The 16,696-nt window shown below is 63.9% G+C and carries 13 protein-coding genes; 1 reads left to right on the top strand and 12 read right to left on the bottom strand.

Annotation, left to right across the window (positions count from 1 at the left end; genetic code table 11):
* Nucleotides 1-20: 20 nt before the first annotated feature.
* Nucleotides 21-1,262, bottom strand: coding sequence for a bifunctional glutamate N-acetyltransferase/amino-acid acetyltransferase ArgJ (gene argJ / locus HV744_RS07990; protein ID WP_175148994.1), 1,242 nt, complete (start codon nt 1,260-1,262; stop codon nt 21-23).
* Between the two features lie 151 nt (nt 1,263-1,413).
* A complete protein-coding gene (gene secA / locus HV744_RS07985) occupies nt 1,414-4,224 on the bottom strand; it encodes a preprotein translocase subunit SecA (protein ID WP_175148993.1) in 2,811 nt (936 codons plus the stop codon).
* Between the two features lie 290 nt (nt 4,225-4,514).
* Between secA and HV744_RS07980 the strand changes: the two genes are divergently transcribed.
* Nucleotides 4,515-5,000 (top strand): DciA family protein, encoded by a 486-nt coding sequence (locus HV744_RS07980; RefSeq protein WP_175148992.1) that lies wholly within the window; start codon nt 4,515-4,517, stop codon nt 4,998-5,000.
* Between the two features lie 66 nt (nt 5,001-5,066).
* On the opposite strand, the gene lpxC is transcribed toward HV744_RS07980, so the two are convergent.
* The 10 genes from lpxC to murD form a co-directional block, all read right to left on the bottom strand.
* Nucleotides 5,067-5,984: a UDP-3-O-acyl-N-acetylglucosamine deacetylase gene (lpxC, locus tag HV744_RS07975; protein WP_175148991.1), complete on the bottom strand. Its 918-nt coding sequence runs from the start codon at nt 5,982-5,984 to the stop codon at nt 5,067-5,069.
* A gap of 287 nt (nt 5,985-6,271) precedes the next feature.
* On the bottom strand, nt 6,272-6,775 hold the full coding sequence (locus HV744_RS07970; protein WP_175148990.1) for a peroxiredoxin: 504 nt from the start codon (nt 6,773-6,775) through the stop codon (nt 6,272-6,274).
* 295 nt (nt 6,776-7,070) lie between these two features.
* Nucleotides 7,071-8,273, bottom strand: coding sequence for a cell division protein FtsZ (ftsZ, locus tag HV744_RS07965; protein WP_175148989.1), 1,203 nt, complete (start codon nt 8,271-8,273; stop codon nt 7,071-7,073).
* Between the two features lie 132 nt (nt 8,274-8,405).
* Nucleotides 8,406-9,638 (bottom strand): cell division protein FtsA, encoded by a 1,233-nt coding sequence (gene ftsA / locus HV744_RS07960; protein WP_007180311.1) that lies wholly within the window; start codon nt 9,636-9,638, stop codon nt 8,406-8,408.
* A 27-nt stretch (nt 9,639-9,665) separates the two neighbouring features.
* A complete protein-coding gene (locus HV744_RS07955; RefSeq protein ID WP_175148988.1) occupies nt 9,666-10,418 on the bottom strand; it encodes a cell division protein FtsQ/DivIB in 753 nt (250 codons plus the stop codon).
* 24 nt (nt 10,419-10,442) lie between these two features.
* Nucleotides 10,443-11,384 carry a D-alanine--D-alanine ligase gene (locus HV744_RS07950; protein WP_175148987.1) on the bottom strand — a complete coding sequence of 314 codons (942 nt, stop codon included), beginning with the start codon at nt 11,382-11,384 and terminating at the stop codon, nt 10,443-10,445.
* A 1-nt stretch (nt 11,385) separates the two neighbouring features.
* Nucleotides 11,386-12,789 (bottom strand): UDP-N-acetylmuramate--L-alanine ligase, encoded by a 1,404-nt coding sequence (gene murC, locus HV744_RS07945; protein WP_175148986.1) that lies wholly within the window; start codon nt 12,787-12,789, stop codon nt 11,386-11,388.
* Entirely contained in the window at nt 12,786-13,916 is a 1,131-nt protein-coding gene (murG, locus tag HV744_RS07940) for an undecaprenyldiphospho-muramoylpentapeptide beta-N-acetylglucosaminyltransferase (RefSeq protein WP_175148985.1), read from the bottom strand. The genes murC and murG overlap by 4 nt, the downstream gene beginning before the upstream one ends.
* Complete coding sequence (ftsW, locus tag HV744_RS07935; RefSeq protein WP_175148984.1) at nt 13,913-15,181, bottom strand: putative lipid II flippase FtsW; 1,269 nt, start codon at nt 15,179-15,181, stop codon at nt 13,913-13,915. The genes murG and ftsW overlap by 4 nt, the downstream gene beginning before the upstream one ends.
* Nucleotides 15,178-16,692, bottom strand: a complete 1,515-nt coding sequence (gene murD, locus HV744_RS07930; protein WP_175148983.1) for a UDP-N-acetylmuramoyl-L-alanine--D-glutamate ligase — start codon at nt 16,690-16,692, stop codon at nt 15,178-15,180. The genes ftsW and murD overlap by 4 nt, the downstream gene beginning before the upstream one ends.
* Nucleotides 16,693-16,696: the final 4 nt, after the last annotated feature.

Here is a 16,696-nt window from a genome sequence, read left to right as displayed (position 1 = left end):
AGGCCGCGCAATGAACCTGGTTACGAACGATAGTCGGCGTTGATGCTCACGTAGTCGTGCGACAGATCGCAAGTCCAGATCGTGGCTTGCGCATTGCCGCGGCCGAGTACGACACGAATGCCAATCTCGCTCTTTTTCATGACGCGCTGACCGTCTTCTTCACGGTAGGCCGGATTGCGGCCGCCGGCAGTCGCGACCAGCACGTCGTCCAGATACAGATCGATCTTGCCGACGTCGAGATCGTCCACGCCGGCATAGCCGATGGCCGCCAGAATGCGGCCGAGGTTCGGGTCCGACGCGTAGAAGGCCGTCTTCACGAGCGGCGAGTGGCCGATCGCATACGCGATCTGGCGACATTCGCCGACGCTCGAGCCGCCTTCGACATGTACAGTCATGAATTTGGTCGCGCCTTCGCCGTCGCGCACGATCAGCTGTGCGAGGGTCTGGGCGACTTCGGTCACCGCGTCGCGCAACGCTGCATAAGCGGGCGAATCGGTGGACGTGATCACCGGCAGGCTCGATTTGCCCGATGCGATCAGGATGAACGAATCGTTGGTCGACGTATCGCCATCGATCGTGATGCAGTTGAACGAGCGGTCCGCGACGTGCCTGACCAGCGTGTCGAGCACCGGCTGGGCGACGGCCGCGTCGAACGCGAGGAAGCCGAGCATGGTCGCCATGTTCGGCTTGATCATGCCGGCGCCCTTGCTGATACCGGTCAGCGTGATCGTATGGCCGTCGATCGTGACCTGGCGCGAGGTGGCCTTCGGCAGCGTGTCGGTGGTCATGATCGCCTGCGCGGCGTCGTACCAGTTCGCTTCCTTGCGGTTGGCCAGCGCAGCCGGCAGACCGGCCTTCAGACGATCGACCGGCAGCGGTTCGAGAATCACGCCCGTCGAAAACGGCAGCACCTGTTCCGCTGTGAGGTCCGCCAGACGCGCGAGTTCGGCGCAAGTTTCGCGCGCAGCGACGAGACCCGGTTCGCCCGTGCCCGCGTTCGCGTTGCCGGTGTTGATCACCAGCGCGCGAATCTGCTTGCCGCCCGCGCGCACGCGCTCCAGATTCTCACGGCACAGCGTGACGGGCGCCGCGCAGAAACGGTTCTGCGTGAACGCGCCACCCACCGTAGCGCCTTCGTCGACGCTAATGACCAGCACGTCCTTACGGTTCGGCTTGCGGATATTCGCCTCCGCCCAGCCGAGCGTAACGCCGGCGATCGGATGGAGTTGAGCGGGATCGATCGAGGGGAAATTGACAGCCATGGTTGCGACCTGTCGAAGAAAATGCCGGCAGGCGCCGGCATCGAGGAAACGGGAACTGATGGCCCGGGCGTGTTGCCGGACCACCGCGAAAACAACTGCAAAGCACTGCGTAAAACAACGCGGCGCGCTCAGGAGCGCGCCGCCTTCGGCATTACACGATCTTGCCGTGACACTGCTTGTACTTCTTGCCACTGCCGCACGGGCACGGGTCGTTACGGCCGACCTTCGGCACGTTGTCCGCGCCCGCATGCGGCGAAGCGCCGTGGCTATGGCCGTGGCTCATCGCGTCGCCGATCATCGCGGCGGTGGCCGCTTCGGCGGCGACGGGCGCTGCGGCGGCGGCTTCGGCGAACTCGGCGTGGCGAAATTCGACGTTCTCGAGATGGCTGCCCTGTTCTTCCAACTGCTCAGCGGCCTCTTCCAACTGTTCCGGCGACTGGATCTGCACGTTCATCACCACGCGGGTGACTTCGAGCTTCACCGCGTCGAGCATGGCGGCGAACAGTTCGAACGCCTCGCGCTTGTATTCCTGCTTCGGGTTCTTCTGCGCATAGCCGCGCAGATGGATGCCCTGACGCAGATGGTCGAGCGCGGCCAGATGTTCGCGCCAGCTGCGGTCCAGCGTCTGCAGCATGATCGAGCGTTCGAACGCGCTGAACGATTCGCGGCCGACCAGTTCGACCTTCGCCTCGTACGCTTCATCGGCGGCGGCTTCGACCGCTTCGAGAATCTCGTCCGCGCTGATCGAGTTCGACTCGTTGATCATTTCCTGGATCGCGAGGTCGAGCTGCCATTCGTTGCGCAGCACTTCTTCCAGCTCGGGCACGTCCCACTGCTCTTCGATGCTGCCCGCCGGCACGAACTGGTGAACGATGTCGGCGATCACGCCATGACGCATCGCGCCGATGGTCTCGGTGATGTCGTTCGCTTCGAGCAACTCATTACGCTGCTGGTAGATCACTTTGCGCTGATCGTTCGACACATCGTCGTATTCGAGCAATTGCTTGCGAACGTCGAAGTTGCGCGCTTCAACCTTGCGCTGCGCCGATTCGATCGAACGCGACACGATGCCCGCCTCGATCGCCTCGCCTTCCGGCATCTTCAGACGGTCCATGATCGCGCGCACGCGGTCGCCGGCGAAAATGCGCAGCAGCGGATCTTCCAGCGACAGATAGAAGCGCGACGAACCCGGGTCGCCCTGACGGCCGGCACGGCCGCGCAACTGGTTGTCGATCCGGCGCGATTCGTGACGCTCGGTGCCGATGATGTGCAGACCGCCCGCGGTCTTCACCTGATCGTGCAGCGCCTGCCATTCGTCGTACAGCTTCTGGACGCGGCGCTGCTTGTCGCCGTCGGCCAGCGTCTCGTCCTGCTCGATGAACGACGCCTGCTTTTCCGCGTTGCCGCCGAGCACGATGTCGGTACCGCGACCGGCCATGTTGGTGGCGATCGTGATGCGCTTCGGCCGGCCTGCTTCGGCGACGATCTCGGCTTCACGCGCGTGCTGCTTCGCGTTCAGCACTTCGTGCGGCAACCCGGCCTGCTTCAGCAGATGTGACAGCAGCTCGGAGTTTTCGATCGACGTGGTGCCGACCAGCACCGGCTGACCGCGCTCATGGCAATCGCGGATGTCGCGGATCACCGCGTCATAACGCTCCTTGGCGGTCTTGTAGATCTGATCCTGCTTGTCGAGCCGCCTGGGCGGACGGTTGGTCGGGATCACGACCGTCTCGAGACCGTAGATCTCGTTGAATTCGTACGCTTCAGTGTCGGCCGTGCCGGTCATGCCGGACAGCTTCGCGTACATGCGGAAGTAGTTCTGGAACGTGATCGAGGCGAGCGTCTGGTTCTCGCTCTGGATCTTCACGTGTTCCTTCGCCTCGACAGCCTGGTGCAGACCATCCGACCAGCGGCGGCCCGCCATCAGACGGCCGGTGAACTCGTCGACGATTATCACTTCGTTGTTCTGCACGACGTAGTGCTGATCCTTGAAGAACAGCGTGTGCGCGCGCAGGGCCGCGTACACGTGGTGCATCAGCGTGATGTTCTGCGGCGCGTACAGGCTCTCGCCCTCGCCGATCAGGCCCCACTCGGCGAGCAGGCGCTCGGCCTTTTCGTGGCCCGACTCGGTCAGGAACACCTGACGGCCCTTCTCGTCCAGCGTGTAGTCGCCCGGCTTTTCGACGCCGGTGCCGTCCGCTTTCTCTTCGCCGATCTGGCGTTCGAGCAGCGGCGGCAGCGCATTCATGCGCACGTAGAGTTCGGTGTGATCTTCGGCCTGGCCGGAGATGATCAGCGGCGTGCGCGCTTCGTCGATCAGGATCGAGTCGACCTCGTCGACCACCGCGAAATTCAGCGCTCGCTGCACGCGCGCTTCGGTCTCGTAGACCATGTTGTCGCGCAGATAGTCGAAGCCGAATTCGTTGTTCGTGCCGTACGTGATGTCGGCGGCGTACGCTGCCTGCTTCGCTTCGTGATCCATCTGCGACAGATTGATGCCGACCGACAGACCGAGGAAGTTGTACAGACGCGCCATCCATTCGGCGTCGCGCTGCGCGAGGTAGTCGTTGACCGTGACCACGTGGACGCCGCGGCCCGACAGCGCATTCAGGTACACCGGCAGCGTGGCGACGAGCGTTTTGCCTTCACCGGTGCGCATTTCGCCGATCTTGCCGTAGTGCAGGACCATGCCGCCGATCAGCTGCACGTCGAAGTGGCGCATTTTCAGCACCCGCTTGCTGGCCTCGCGGCACACCGCGAAGGCTTCCGGCAGCAGCTTGTCGAGCGATTCGCCGCTCGCGATGCGCTGGCGGAATTCACCCGTTTTGGCGCGCAGTTGATCGTCCGTCAATTGCTCGATCTGCGGTTCGAGCGCATTGATCGCCGCGACGGTCTTTTGATATTGCTTGACTAGCCGTTGGTTGCGGCTGCCAAAAATCTTCTGTAGGAAACCGGTGGTCATCGGATCGGTGTCTGCGTCGCGGCTTCGGCTGGGTCGCGGCGTGCGGTTCATGCACGTGCGCTCCGGGGTCGGAAGGGCCTCGGCGGCTTAGTCCAAGAGTGAATTCGAATCGGGCATTTTAGCACGCGCCCCCGGCTGCGCCCGTGTCAGAGGCGCGACGGCGGCAGGGCCTCCCAGGCCCGCCGCGGCGACTTCTGACCGTACGCATTGAGACGGGCCCGCGTGCATCCCGCACGATACAATCGCAGCGTGAACGCGCATAGGGTGCGAACACGCCGTTACCGTCAAACATGAGCCGTTTTTCGTCCTTTTCAAGGCCGCCGCCCCAGCAGTTCAAAGCGCGCCGCCCGCAGCCTGTCGCCGAGGTGCTCAATCGCACGGACGCCTTCGCGGCCCTGCGCGCGGGCGTCGAGCAGATTGCGGCGCTGGAGAAGGATCTGCGCGCGCTGCTGCCCGACTATCTGGCGACGAGCGTCGAACCCGGCTTCATCAAGGACGGCGTGCTGGCGCTATTTGCCGCACACAACGCGCTCGCGGCGCGCTTGCGGCATCTCGAGCCGCGGCTGCTGGCGGATCTGCAGCAACGCGGCTGGCCGGTCAACGCGTTGAGGATTCGCGTGCGGCCGCAGCCGGCCAAGGAGCCGCCGCGGGTCAAACAGGCGCGCATGACGCCGGTCGGCGCCGACGCGCTGCACGCGCTGAGCGAATCGCTCGCGCCGTCGCCGCTGCAGGAAGCGCTGGCGAGAATGGCGGCCCGGCATCGGAGAAATCGCTAGACGAAAAAAACGGCCCTTGCGGGCCGTTTTTGTCATGCGTTTGCGTCTGCAGTGTCAAACAAAGACTTATGCGAAGGCCGTCTGCGTTTCGTACGCGAAGCCGCGCGGCGCCTTCTGCGGGTCGTCGAAGGTGACGATTTCGTACGAATCTTCGTGCGCCAGCAACTCGCGCAGCAGCGCGTTGTTCAGGCCGTGACCCGACTTGTACGCGTTGTACGAGGCCAGCAACGGATGGCCGACCACATACAGGTCGCCGATCGCGTCGAGCATCTTGTGCTTCACGAACTCGTCGTCGTAGCGCAGGCCGTCGTTGTTCAGAATGCGGTATTCGTCGAGCACGATCGCGTTGTCCATGCTGCCGCCGCGCGCCAGACCGAGTTCGCGCATCATTTCCACTTCATGCGCAAAACCGAACGTGCGAGCACGAGCGATTTCCCGCACGTACGACGTATTGGCGAAATCCACTTCCAGCGCCTGGCCGGTTTTGTCCACAGCCGGGTGACGGAAGTCGATCGTGAATTTGAGCTTGAAACCGAAGTACGGATCGAGGCGCGCGAATTTGTCGCCGTCACGAATTTCAACCGGCTTGGTGACCTTGATGAATTTCTTCGCCGCGTTCTGCTCTTCGATACCCGCCGACTGGATCAGAAACACGAACGAACCGGCACTGCCGTCCATGATCGGAATTTCTTCGGCGGTGACGTCGACATAAAGATTGTCGATGCCGAGACCGGCGCATGCGGACATCAGATGCTCGATAGTCGAGACGCGCGCGCCGTCTTTCTGCAACACGGAAGCCAGGCGCGTATCGCCAATCGCCATCGCCGACGCAGGAATGTCCACCGGCGTGGGCAAATCCACGCGCGAAAACACGATGCCAGTGTCCGCCGCTGCGGGGCGGAGCGTCAGATTGACTTTACGGCCGGAGTGCAGACCGATGCCAACTGTCTTGACGATTGATTTGATAGTGCGCTGCTTCAACATGGTGATCTTCTGTTCGATTGAAAATCCCAATCGGGACTTTTTTTTCCATAGCGCGGATTATACTCCAATACCCTAAGGAGCGTCGTAGCACGGAACGTATCAATCTGTTTCGCTGCATTACCCAATGGCGCCCGTCAGGGAAAGCGTGACGGGCCGATGTCCGGAACGGAGGCGTTTCCGGTCATCGGCCCGCGTAACGGCCTGTCACAAAAGCGTCTTACTCACCGTTGCCCTGGCGCAACGCGCAAGAATGCGCGGGGCTGCGGCGAAGGACGACGCCCACGCAACTAGCTCAACGTGGCGAGAATACTCCCTGCATCGCTGACTTCGAATTTGCCGGCAGCCTCGACGTTCAACGTCTTGACCACGCCGTCGTCGACCACCATCGCGTAGCGCTGGGAACGGATTCCCATGCCGCGCGCCGACAAATCCTGCTCGAGACCGAGCGCCCGTGTGAAAGCCGCACTGCCGTCCGCCATCATGCGCACCTTGCCCGAGGCGTGCTGATCGCGTCCCCACGCGCCCATTACGAACGCGTCGTTGACGGACACACACCAGATTTCGTCGATGCCCGCAGCGCGCAACTGCTCGGCGAGCTCGACATAACCCGGTACATGTTTGGCCGAACAGGTCGGCGTGAACGCGCCCGGCAATCCGAAGATCACCACACGCTTGCCCGCCGTCTGCTCGCGCACGTCGAAGCTGTTAGGCCCGATCGTGCAGCCCGCCCGCTCGTCTTCAACCAACTCGAAGAGCGTCGCGTCGGGCAGCTTGTCACCTGCTTGAATCATGCTCAGTCCTTTGCATCGATGCGAAGCGTGCTCGCACGCCGTCGTGTCGCAGTGAAATCCGGCCGGGCCGCGATAGGCCGGGCCGCGATCGGCCGGGCCGCACTCGGCATAAGCCAACTATAAGCTCCGCCGTCCGGCGACAGTCACCCAATCCGCTTCGCGAATCCGAAGAGGGCACTTGTCCTTGCCGCGAATCTGACGATACGCGGCCTGTTCGCCGTTCACCCGCCACGCTGTTGCATTCGTCCGCCAGCGCTGCTGAACACAGCGCGGCAACGAAAGCCTGCTCGCGCGCTCAGTCCGCCTGCTTGCGCAGGAATGCCGGAATGTCGTACGTGTCGACGCCTTTTTCCTGCAGCGCCTGAACGTGCGAAGCGGCCGTATCGCGCGACGTGCGCCACACTGCCGGCGTGTCCAGCGCGCCGTAATCGGCCGTGCTCGCGTGCGACGCCGACGGTGCGTAAGCTGCGTGCTGCATCGCGCCGATCGGCTGGTTGTCGGTGCCGGTGCGCAACAGCGTCATCGGTGCCGATTGCTGCTTCTTGGCCGCACGGCCCAGGCCCGTTGCCACGACCGTCACACGCAACGCATCGCCCATTGCATCGTCGTACACCGCGCCGAAAATCACGGTTGCGTCTTCCGCAGCATAGCTCTTGATGGTGTTCATCACTTCGCGCGTTTCCGACAGACGCAGCGAACGGCTCGACGTGATGTTGACCAGCACGCCACGCGCGCCCGACAGATCCACACCTTCCAGCAGCGGGCTGGCGACAGCCTGCTCGGCGGCCAGACGCGCGCGATCGACGCCGGCGACCGTCGCCGTGCCCATCATCGCCTTGCCCTGCTCGCCCATCACCGTCTTCACGTCTTCGAAGTCGACGTTCACCAGACCGTCGACGTTGATGATTTCCGCGATGCCGGCCACTGCATTGTTCAGAACGTCGTCCGCGCACTGGAAGCACTTGTCCATCTCGGCGTCGTCGCCCATCACCTCGAACAGCTTGTCGTTCAGAACGACGATCAGCGAATCGACGTGATCCTCCAGTTGCTGCGAACCGGCTTCAGCGACGCGCATGCGCTTGCCGCCTTCGAACTCGAACGGCTTGCTGACCACGCCAACGGTCAGGATGCCCATTTCCTTGGCGATCTGCGCGACCACGGGCGCTGCGCCCGTGCCCGTGCCGCCGCCCATGCCGGCCGTGATGAAGACCATGTGTGCGCCAAGCAGTGCGTCGGCGATGCGCTCACGTGCCTCTTCGGCTGCGGCGCGGCCCATCTCCGGCTTGGCGCCTGCGCCCAGACCCGTGTTGCCGAGCTGGATCACCGCGGTGGCACGCGAACGCGACAGGGCCTGCGCGTCGGTATTCATCACGATGAAGTCGACGCCTTGCACGCCTTTGTTGATCATGTGCTGAACGGCATTGCCGCCAGCGCCACCTACTCCGACCACCTTGATGATGGTGCCGTTCGTTTCGGTTTCCAGCATCTGGAATTCCATGTTGCCTCCGTCAAGATAAAAAATTACAGCCACTCGGCCGTTATTCGGCAGGAGATCGGGCAACCCCCTGTCGCGCGCCGGCCGCCGGCACCGGCGCGTATTTTCTGAAACCCGTTCTGTAAAACGAATGCGTTAGAAGTTGCCGAGGAACCAGTCCTTCATCCGCGTGAAGACCTGTCCCATCGACCCCGACTGCACCGCGACCTTGCGGCCGCGCATGCGTTGCGAGCGTCCTTCGACGAGCAGACCCATTGCCGTCGAATAGCGCGGATTGCGCACGACGTCGGCGAGACCGCCCGCGTATTCCGGCACGCCGATGCGCACCGGCTTCAGGAAAATGTCTTCACCCAGTTCAACCATGCCGAGCATCATCGACGCGCCGCCGGTCAGCACCACGCCGGAGCTCAGCAGTTCCTCGTAACCCGACTCGCGCACCACCTGCTGCACGAGCGAAAACAGTTCTTCGACACGCGGCTCGACCACTGCCGCCAGAGCCTGGCGCGACAGCGTGCGCGGACCGCGCTCGCCGAGACCCGGCACTTCGATCATCTCGTCCGGATCGGCCAGTGCCTGCTTGGCGATGCCGTAATCGACCTTGATGTCTTCGGCGTCCGGCGTCGGCGTGCGCAAGGCCATCGCGATGTCGCTCGTGATCTGGTCGCCGGCGATCGGAATCACCGCTGTATGGCGGATCGCGCCTTCGCTGAAAATCGCGATGTCCGTCGTGCCGCCGCCGATATCGACCAGCACCACGCCGAGTTCCTTTTCATCTTCCGTCAGCACCGCGAGCGACGACGCCAGCGGTTGCAGAATCAGATCGTTCACTTCGAGCCCGCAGCGGCGCACGCACTTGACGATGTTCTGCGCCGCGCTCACCGCGCCGGTGACGATGTGCACCTTCACTTCGAGGCGAATGCCGCTCATGCCGATCGGCTCGCGTACATCTTCCTGGCCGTCGATGATGAATTCCTGCGTCAGGATATGCAGCACCTGCTGATCGGTCGGGATGTTGATCGCTTTCGCCGTTTCGATCACGCGCGCCACGTCCGTCTGCGTGACTTCCTTCTCCTTGATCGCCACCATGCCGCTCGAATTGAAGCTGCGGATATGGCTGCCGGCGATCCCGGTGAACACATTCGTGATCTTGCAGTCGGCCATCAGCTCGGCTTCCTCGAGCGCGCGCTGAATGGACTGCACGGTGGCTTCGATATTTACCACCACGCCTTTCTTGAGCCCCTTCGATTCGCTCTGACCGAGGCCGATCACCTCGTAGTGACCTTCGCCCTTCAACTCGGCGACGATGGCCACGACCTTCGACGTCCCGATGTCGAGGGCGACCAGCAGATCTTTATAGTCTTTACTCATAGCGTGCTCATTGCGTGTGATGTCCGTTTACTTCTTGCCCTTGTCGGGTTCGCTGATAAAGCGCATGCCAGCGGCACGAATCGCGAAACCGTTCGGATAGCGCAAGTCCGCATACTCGATATCCTTTCCCCAACGTTGCGTCACCGCGCTCCACGCCGCCGTCAGGCGCTTGCTGCGATCGAGCAGCGTGTCCTGATTGCGTTCGCGTCCCAGTTCAACCTGCGTGCCGTTCGACAGCTTCACCGTCCACGCGTAACGCGGCGACAGCGTCACTTCTTCGGGCGTCGCGCCCAACGGCGCAAACCACTTCTGAAAGTCGCGATACCGCGCGACCACCTCTTTCGCCGTGCCGTCCGGGCCATCGAACGCGGGCAGCTCCTCTTCGAGCTCGCCCTGATTCGCGGTGAACAGCTCGCCGTCGACACTGACCAGCTGATCGCTGCCCCATGTCCCCAACGGTTTGTACTCCTCGAGCGTGACAGCCAGCGCGTTCGGCCAGACTCGCCGCACACTCGCGTGACGCACCCACGGCATCTGCTCGAACGCCTGCCGCGCGACGTCGAGATCCACCGTGAAAAAATTGCCCTTCAACCGCCCCACTACACCGGCGCGCACCGTCGGCGAATTGATGTGCTCGGTGTCGCCGTCGATCTGGATTTCGCGCAGCGCGAAATTCGGGCGCTGGATCAGCCAGTAACCGCCCGCCGCCAGCAGCACGAGCACCAGCAACGCGTGCAGTGCGTTGGCGGCGAGATTGAGCTGGCGAACGTTGTTCCACATGGTGTTGCTTTCGGGTCGTCCCGGTTAGTCCTGCAGCGTCAGCGCCAACACGCCGACAACCAGTTCCTGATAGCTGATGCCCACCGCGCGCGCCGCTTTCGGCGGCAGCGAGTGATCGGTCATGCCAGGCGCCGTGTTCACTTCCAGAAAGTACGGGTTGCCTTCGGCGTCGAGCATGAAATCGGCGCGGCCCCAGTCGGTGCAGCCGAGCACGTCGAACGCGCGGCGCGCCAGCACTTTCAGGCGCGCTTCCTCTTGCGCTGCGAGACCACACGGGATCAGGTACTGCGTGTCGTTGGCGATGTACTTCGCGTGGTAGTCGTAGAACTCGCCGGCCGGCACGATACGGATCACCGGCAGGTCCAGATTGCCGGCGATGCACGCGGTGTATTCGCCGCCGCCTTCGATGCTCTTTTCGACCACGACGATCCTGTCGTACTTGACCGCTTCGATCAGCGCGGCCGGCAATGCGTCCGCGCTTTTCACCTTGATCACCGCGACGCTCGAACCTTCGCTCGCCGGCTTCACGAAGAGCGGCAAGCCGAGCTTCGCGACAATGTCTTTCGCGCGCGCTGCGTAGTCGTCGCCGCGCAGCACGGCTTCGAACGGCGGCGTCGGAATGCCGAGCTGCTGCCACACGAGCTTGGTGCGAAACTTGTCGAGACCGAGTGCCGAGCCGAGCACGCCGCTCCCCGTGTAGCGGATGCCGTAGAAGTCGAGCGCGCCCTGGATCTGGCCGTTCTCGCCGTAGCCGCCATGCAGCGCGTTGAACGCGCGCACGAAGCCCTCCTCCTTCAACGCGGCGAGCGGACGCTCGGCCGGGTCGAACGGATGCGCGTCGACACCGGCGTCGCGCAGACCTTGCAACACCAGACGCCCGGAGTTGAGCGATACCTCGCGCTCGGCGGAATCACCACCGAGCAGCACTGCCACTTTGCCGAATTGTTTAGGGTCGATACTGCTCATCTCACACCTTCGTTTCCTGCGCGAGGCGACCCGGCACACCGCCGATCGAACCCGCGCCCATCGTAATCACCACATCGCCGTCGCGCACCACTGCTGAGAGCGCGTCCGGCACTTCATCCACCGTATCGACAAACACCGGCTCGACCTTGCCCGCCACCCGCAGCGCACGCGCCAACGCGCGGCCGTCCGCGGCGACGATCGGCGCTTCGCCGGCCGAGTAGACTTCGGTCAGCACGAGCGCGTCGACCGTCGACAACACTTTCACGAAATCTTCGAAGCAATCGCGCGTGCGCGTGAAGCGGTGCGGCTGGAACGCCAGCACCAGACGCCGGCCGGGGAATGCGCCACGCGCCGCCGCCACCGTGGCCGCCATTTCGACCGGGTGATGGCCGTAGTCATCGACCAGCGTGTACGTGCCCGTGGCTTTGCCTTCAGTGAAGACAGGCACTTCGCCGTAGCGCTGGAAGCGCCGGCCCACGCCGTTGAAATCCGCGAGTGCTCGCTGAATATCGGCATCTTTCACTTCAAGTTCAGTCGCAATTGCGATTGCGGCCAAAGCATTTTGTACGTTGTGCTCGCCCGGCAGGTTCAGCACGACGTCGAGCGGCGCCGCGTCTTCACGCATCGCGGTGAAATGCATCTTGCCGCTGCGCGCCTCGACATTGACCGCGCGCACCTGCGCGTCCGGCGCGAAGCCGTAGCGGATGATCGGCTTCGACACGAACGGCAGAATCTCCTTCACGTTCGGATCGTCGACGCACAGCACCGCAATGCCATAGAACGGCAGACGGTGCGTGAATTCGATGAACGCCTGCTTGAGCCGCGCGAAGTCGTGGCCGTAGGTGTCCATGTGATCGGCGTCGATGTTCGTGATGACTTCGATCACCGGGAACAGATTGAGGAACGACGCGTCCGACTCATCCGCTTCGGCGACGATGAAGTCGCCCGTGCCGAGCCGCGCATTCGCGCCCGCGCTGATCAGACGGCCGCCGATCACGAAGGTCGGATCGAGTCCGCCCGCGGCCAGCACGCTCGCCACCAGCGAGGTGGTCGTGGTCTTGCCGTGCGTGCCGGCAATCGCGATGCCCTGCTTCAGGCGCATCAGTTCCGCGAGCATCACCGCGCGCGGCACGATCGGAATGCGGCGATGACGCGCGGCCAGCACTTCCGGGTTGTCGCTGCGCACCGCGGTCGAGACGACCACCGCGTTCGCGCCTTCGATGTTCTCCGCCGCATGACCGATCGCGATGCGCGCACCCAGCGCGGCGAGGCGGTCCGTGACCGCGTTGCTCGACAGATCCGAGCCGCTTACCTGATAGCCCAGGTTGACCAGCACCTCGGCGATGCCGCTCATGCCGACACCGCCGATGCCGACAAAGTGAATATGTTTGACGATATGTTTCATTGCTTTCCTTCTGGGCTCGCGCCCGAAATCGAACCCGCCACGGTCGCGCAAATCTGTGCGACCTGTTCCGTGGCGTCGGGTTTCGCGAGCGAGCGCGAACGCTCCGCCATCTCCGCGAGACTTTCCCGCGTCTGGCTGCGCAACCAGTCGGCGAGTTTTTCCGCCGACAGGTCACGTTGCTGCACGACCAGCGCCGCGCCGTTGTCGGCGAGGAACGCTGCATTAGTGGTTTGGTGATCGTCTACTGCATACGGGAACGGTACGAACAACGCCGCCACGCCAACCGCCGAAATCTCCGACACCGTCATCGCGCCCGAGCGGCAAATCACCAGATCGGCTTTTGCGTATGCGCTGGTCATGTCGTCGATGAACGGCACGAGTTCTACTTCGGGTTGCTCACCATCGCCCGTTTGCAGACCCGCTGCCGCGTAGTTCTCGCGCAGCGCCTCAATATGCTTCGCGCCTGCCTGATGGACGATGCGCGGCCGCTCGTTCGGCGCGAGCAGCGCAACCGCGCGCGGCACCACTTCATTCAAGGCCGCCGCGCCGAGACTGCCGCCCACCACCAGCACGTTCAGCGGACCGCTGCGTTGCGTGTAGCGTGCTTTGGGTGCAATCGCGCGCGCAAGTTCCTCACGAATCGGGTTGCCGGTCCATTCGCCGTGCGGCAGCGCATTCGGGAACGCAACCAGCACGCGTTTGGCGACTTTCGCGAGCACCTTGTTGGCAAGACCCGCGATCGAATTCTGTTCATGCAGTACCAGCGGACGGCCGCTCAACGCAGTCATCAAGCCCGCCGGAAAGGTGATGTAGCCGCCCATGCCGAGCACGACGTCCGGCTTCACGCGACGCAGCACGCTCAGACTCTGCGTGCACGCGCGCAGCAGATTCAGCGGCAGCATCAGCTTGGTCTTCAGGCCTTTGCCGCGCAGTCCGCCGAAGCGCACGTATTCCATCGGGATGCCGTGCTTCGGCACCAGCGTGGCTTCCATGCCGGCGGGGTTGCCGAGCCAGACGACTTTCCAGCCCCACGCCTGCATCAGATGAGCGACCGCGAGCCCCGGGAACACGTGTCCCCCGGTGCCGCCGGCCATCACCATCAGCGTGCGTTGCTGGAGAGCGGTCATACTTTGCCCCCGCGCATCAGCACCCGATTCTCGTAATCCACCCGCATCAACACAGCGACTGCAACGCAGTTCAGCAAGATGCCCGAGCCGCCGTAGCTGACGAGCGGCAGCGTAAGACCTTTAGTCGGCAGCAGGCCGAGGTTCACGCCCATGTTGATGAAGGTCTGCGCGCCGAACCAGATGCCGACGCCCTTCGCGACCAGACCCGCGAACGTGCGGTCGAGTGCGAGCGCCTGACGGCCGATTTCGAACGAGCGGCGCACGATCCAGTAGAACATCAGGATCACGACCAGCACGCCGACGAAACCCAGTTCCTCGCCGATCACCGCGAGGATGAAGTCGGTATGCGCTTCCGGCAGATAGTTGAGCTTCTCGACGCTCCCGCCGAGGCCCACGCCGAACCACTCGCCGCGGCCAAATGCGATCAGCGAATGCGTCAATTGATAAGCCTTGCCCTGCGCATAGCGGTCGTCCCACGGATCGAGGTACGCGAAAATCCGCTCGCGACGCCACGGCGACGCCCACACCAGCAAGCTGAACGTGCCGACCGCGGTGGCGACCAGGCCACCGAACAGCTTGCCGTTCACGCCGCCGAGAAACAGCAAGCCCATCGCGATCGCCGCGATCACCATGAACGCGCCCATGTCCGGTTCGAGCAGCAGCAGTGCGCCGACGAGGCCGACCGCGACCGCCATCGGCAAAAAGCCTTTGGCGAAGCTGTGCATGTATTCCTGCTTGCGCACGGTGTAGTTCGCCGCGTAGATCGTCACCGCGAGCTTCATGATTTCCGACGGCTGCATGTTCGTGATGCCGAGCGGAATCCAGCGGCGCGCGCCGTTCACGCCCTTGCCGACGTGCGGGATCAGCACGATCACCAGCGCGACGAGCGAAATCAGGAAGAGTTTCGGCGCGTACTTGTCCCACGTCGAGATCGGAATGCGAAACGACACGACGCCGACCACCGCGCCCATCGTCACGAAAATGATCTGGCGCACGAGGAACGCGTAGTCGCGATACGACGCGTACTTCGGCGAATCGGGCATCGCGATCGACGCCGAGTACACCATCACGACGCCGAGCCCCAGCAGCGCGACGACGACCCACAATAGCGAGTGATCGTAGTCGAGCATCCGCGAGCGCAACGGACGCACGCCGTTGACGGCGCTCGCGAGCCCGCTGCCGCCCGTACGGCCGGCGACGCGCGCCGCGCCGCCCGCATCGCCGGCTGCCGCCTGGCGCGAACCGAAACGTTCCGACCAGCTCATATCATCGTCCCCCGTTCGGCAGCGATGTCTTCCACCGTGCTGCGAAACACGGCGGCACGGTGTGCGTAACCCTTGAACATGTCGAAGCTCGCGCAAGCCGGCGACAACAACACGGCGTCGCCCGGTTGAGCCAGCGCGGTGGCCGCGCACGTCGCTTCTTCGAGCGTGGTGTGATCCGTCAGCGCGATGCCGCTGTGTTCCAGCGCCGCGCGAATCAGCGGCGCGTCACGGCCGATCAGCATCACGGCGCGACACCAGCGCGTCACCGGCGCGGCCAGCGGTTCGAAATCCTGGCCCTTGCCGTCGCCGCCGGCGATCAGCACCGCGCGCTGCGCGAGGCCGTCGAGCGCGGCAACCGTCGCGCCGACATTGGTGCCCTTGCTGTCGTCCACATAGTCGATGCCGTCGATCGACGCGATCAGCTCCACGCGATGCGGCTCGCCATGGTATTCACGCAGACCGTGCAGCAGCGGCGCACCCGGCAGACCGATCGCGCGCGCCAGCGCGTACGCGGCCAGGGCGTTCGCAGCGTTGTGCAGACCGCGAATGCGCAATGCGTCCGCCGGCATCAGGCGCTTGAGCGCGATGTTCGGCGGTGTCGCCACTTCGTTCTTGCGACGGCGCTTCGGCACCGGTTCGTCGCTAGCGTCGCAATCGTACGCCTGGACCAGCCAGACCATGCCGTTATCACGCAGCAAACCATAGTCGCCGTCGTTCTTCGGCTCGGTTACGCCGAACGTGATCATGTCCGCGTCGCTCTCCCCCAACGGCGCGAGCGACATCACCCGTGAGTCGTCGCGGTTCAGCACGCGCACGGTCTGTGTACCGAAGATGCGACCCTTCGCAGCCGCGTACGCATCGAGACCGCCGTGCCAGTCGAGGTGATCCTGCGTGATGTTCAGCACGACCGCCGCGTCCGGCGAAAACGAGTGCGCGGTTTCGAGCTGGAAGCTCGACAGTTCGAGCACCCACACGTCGGGCAGCGCGGTGTGGTCGATCGCTTCGCTGAGCTTGTCGAGCAAAGCCGGGCTGATATTGCCCGCCACCGCGACCTTCTTGCCGGCGCGTTCGCACAGCAGGCCGGTCAGGCTCGTCGTCGTGGTCTTGCCGTTGGTGCCGGTGATGGCGATCACCTTCGGCGCGTAGCCGCTTTCGCCGAGCGTCTTCAGCGCCTGCGAAAAGAACTCGAGTTCGCCCCACACGGGGACGCCTCGCTCGCGCGCCGCCGAAATCAGCGGCAGCAGGTCGGCGGCAAGCGGCGACAAACCCGGGCTGATCGCGACCAGCTCGACTCCTTCGAGCAACACCGGCGAGAACGGGCCGCCGACGAAATCGGCGCCGACGCCGTGCGCTTCCAGCGCGGACAGATTCGGCGGCACTTCGCGCGTGTCGGCCACACGCAGCCGACAGCCGTGCCGCGCGCACCAGCGCGCCATCGCGAGACCGGATTCACCCAGTCCCAGCACGAGCACCATCGGCTTTTGCCGATCCCGAAACTTCTCGCCGAACATCGCC

Origin of the sequence: Paraburkholderia ultramafica, assembly GCF_902859915.1 — a bacterium.
GTDB lineage: Bacteria > Pseudomonadota > Gammaproteobacteria > Burkholderiales > Burkholderiaceae > Paraburkholderia > Paraburkholderia ultramafica.
The sequence above is the reverse complement of the archived record's forward strand: the minus strand, read 5'-3'. Positions and strand labels throughout refer to the sequence as shown.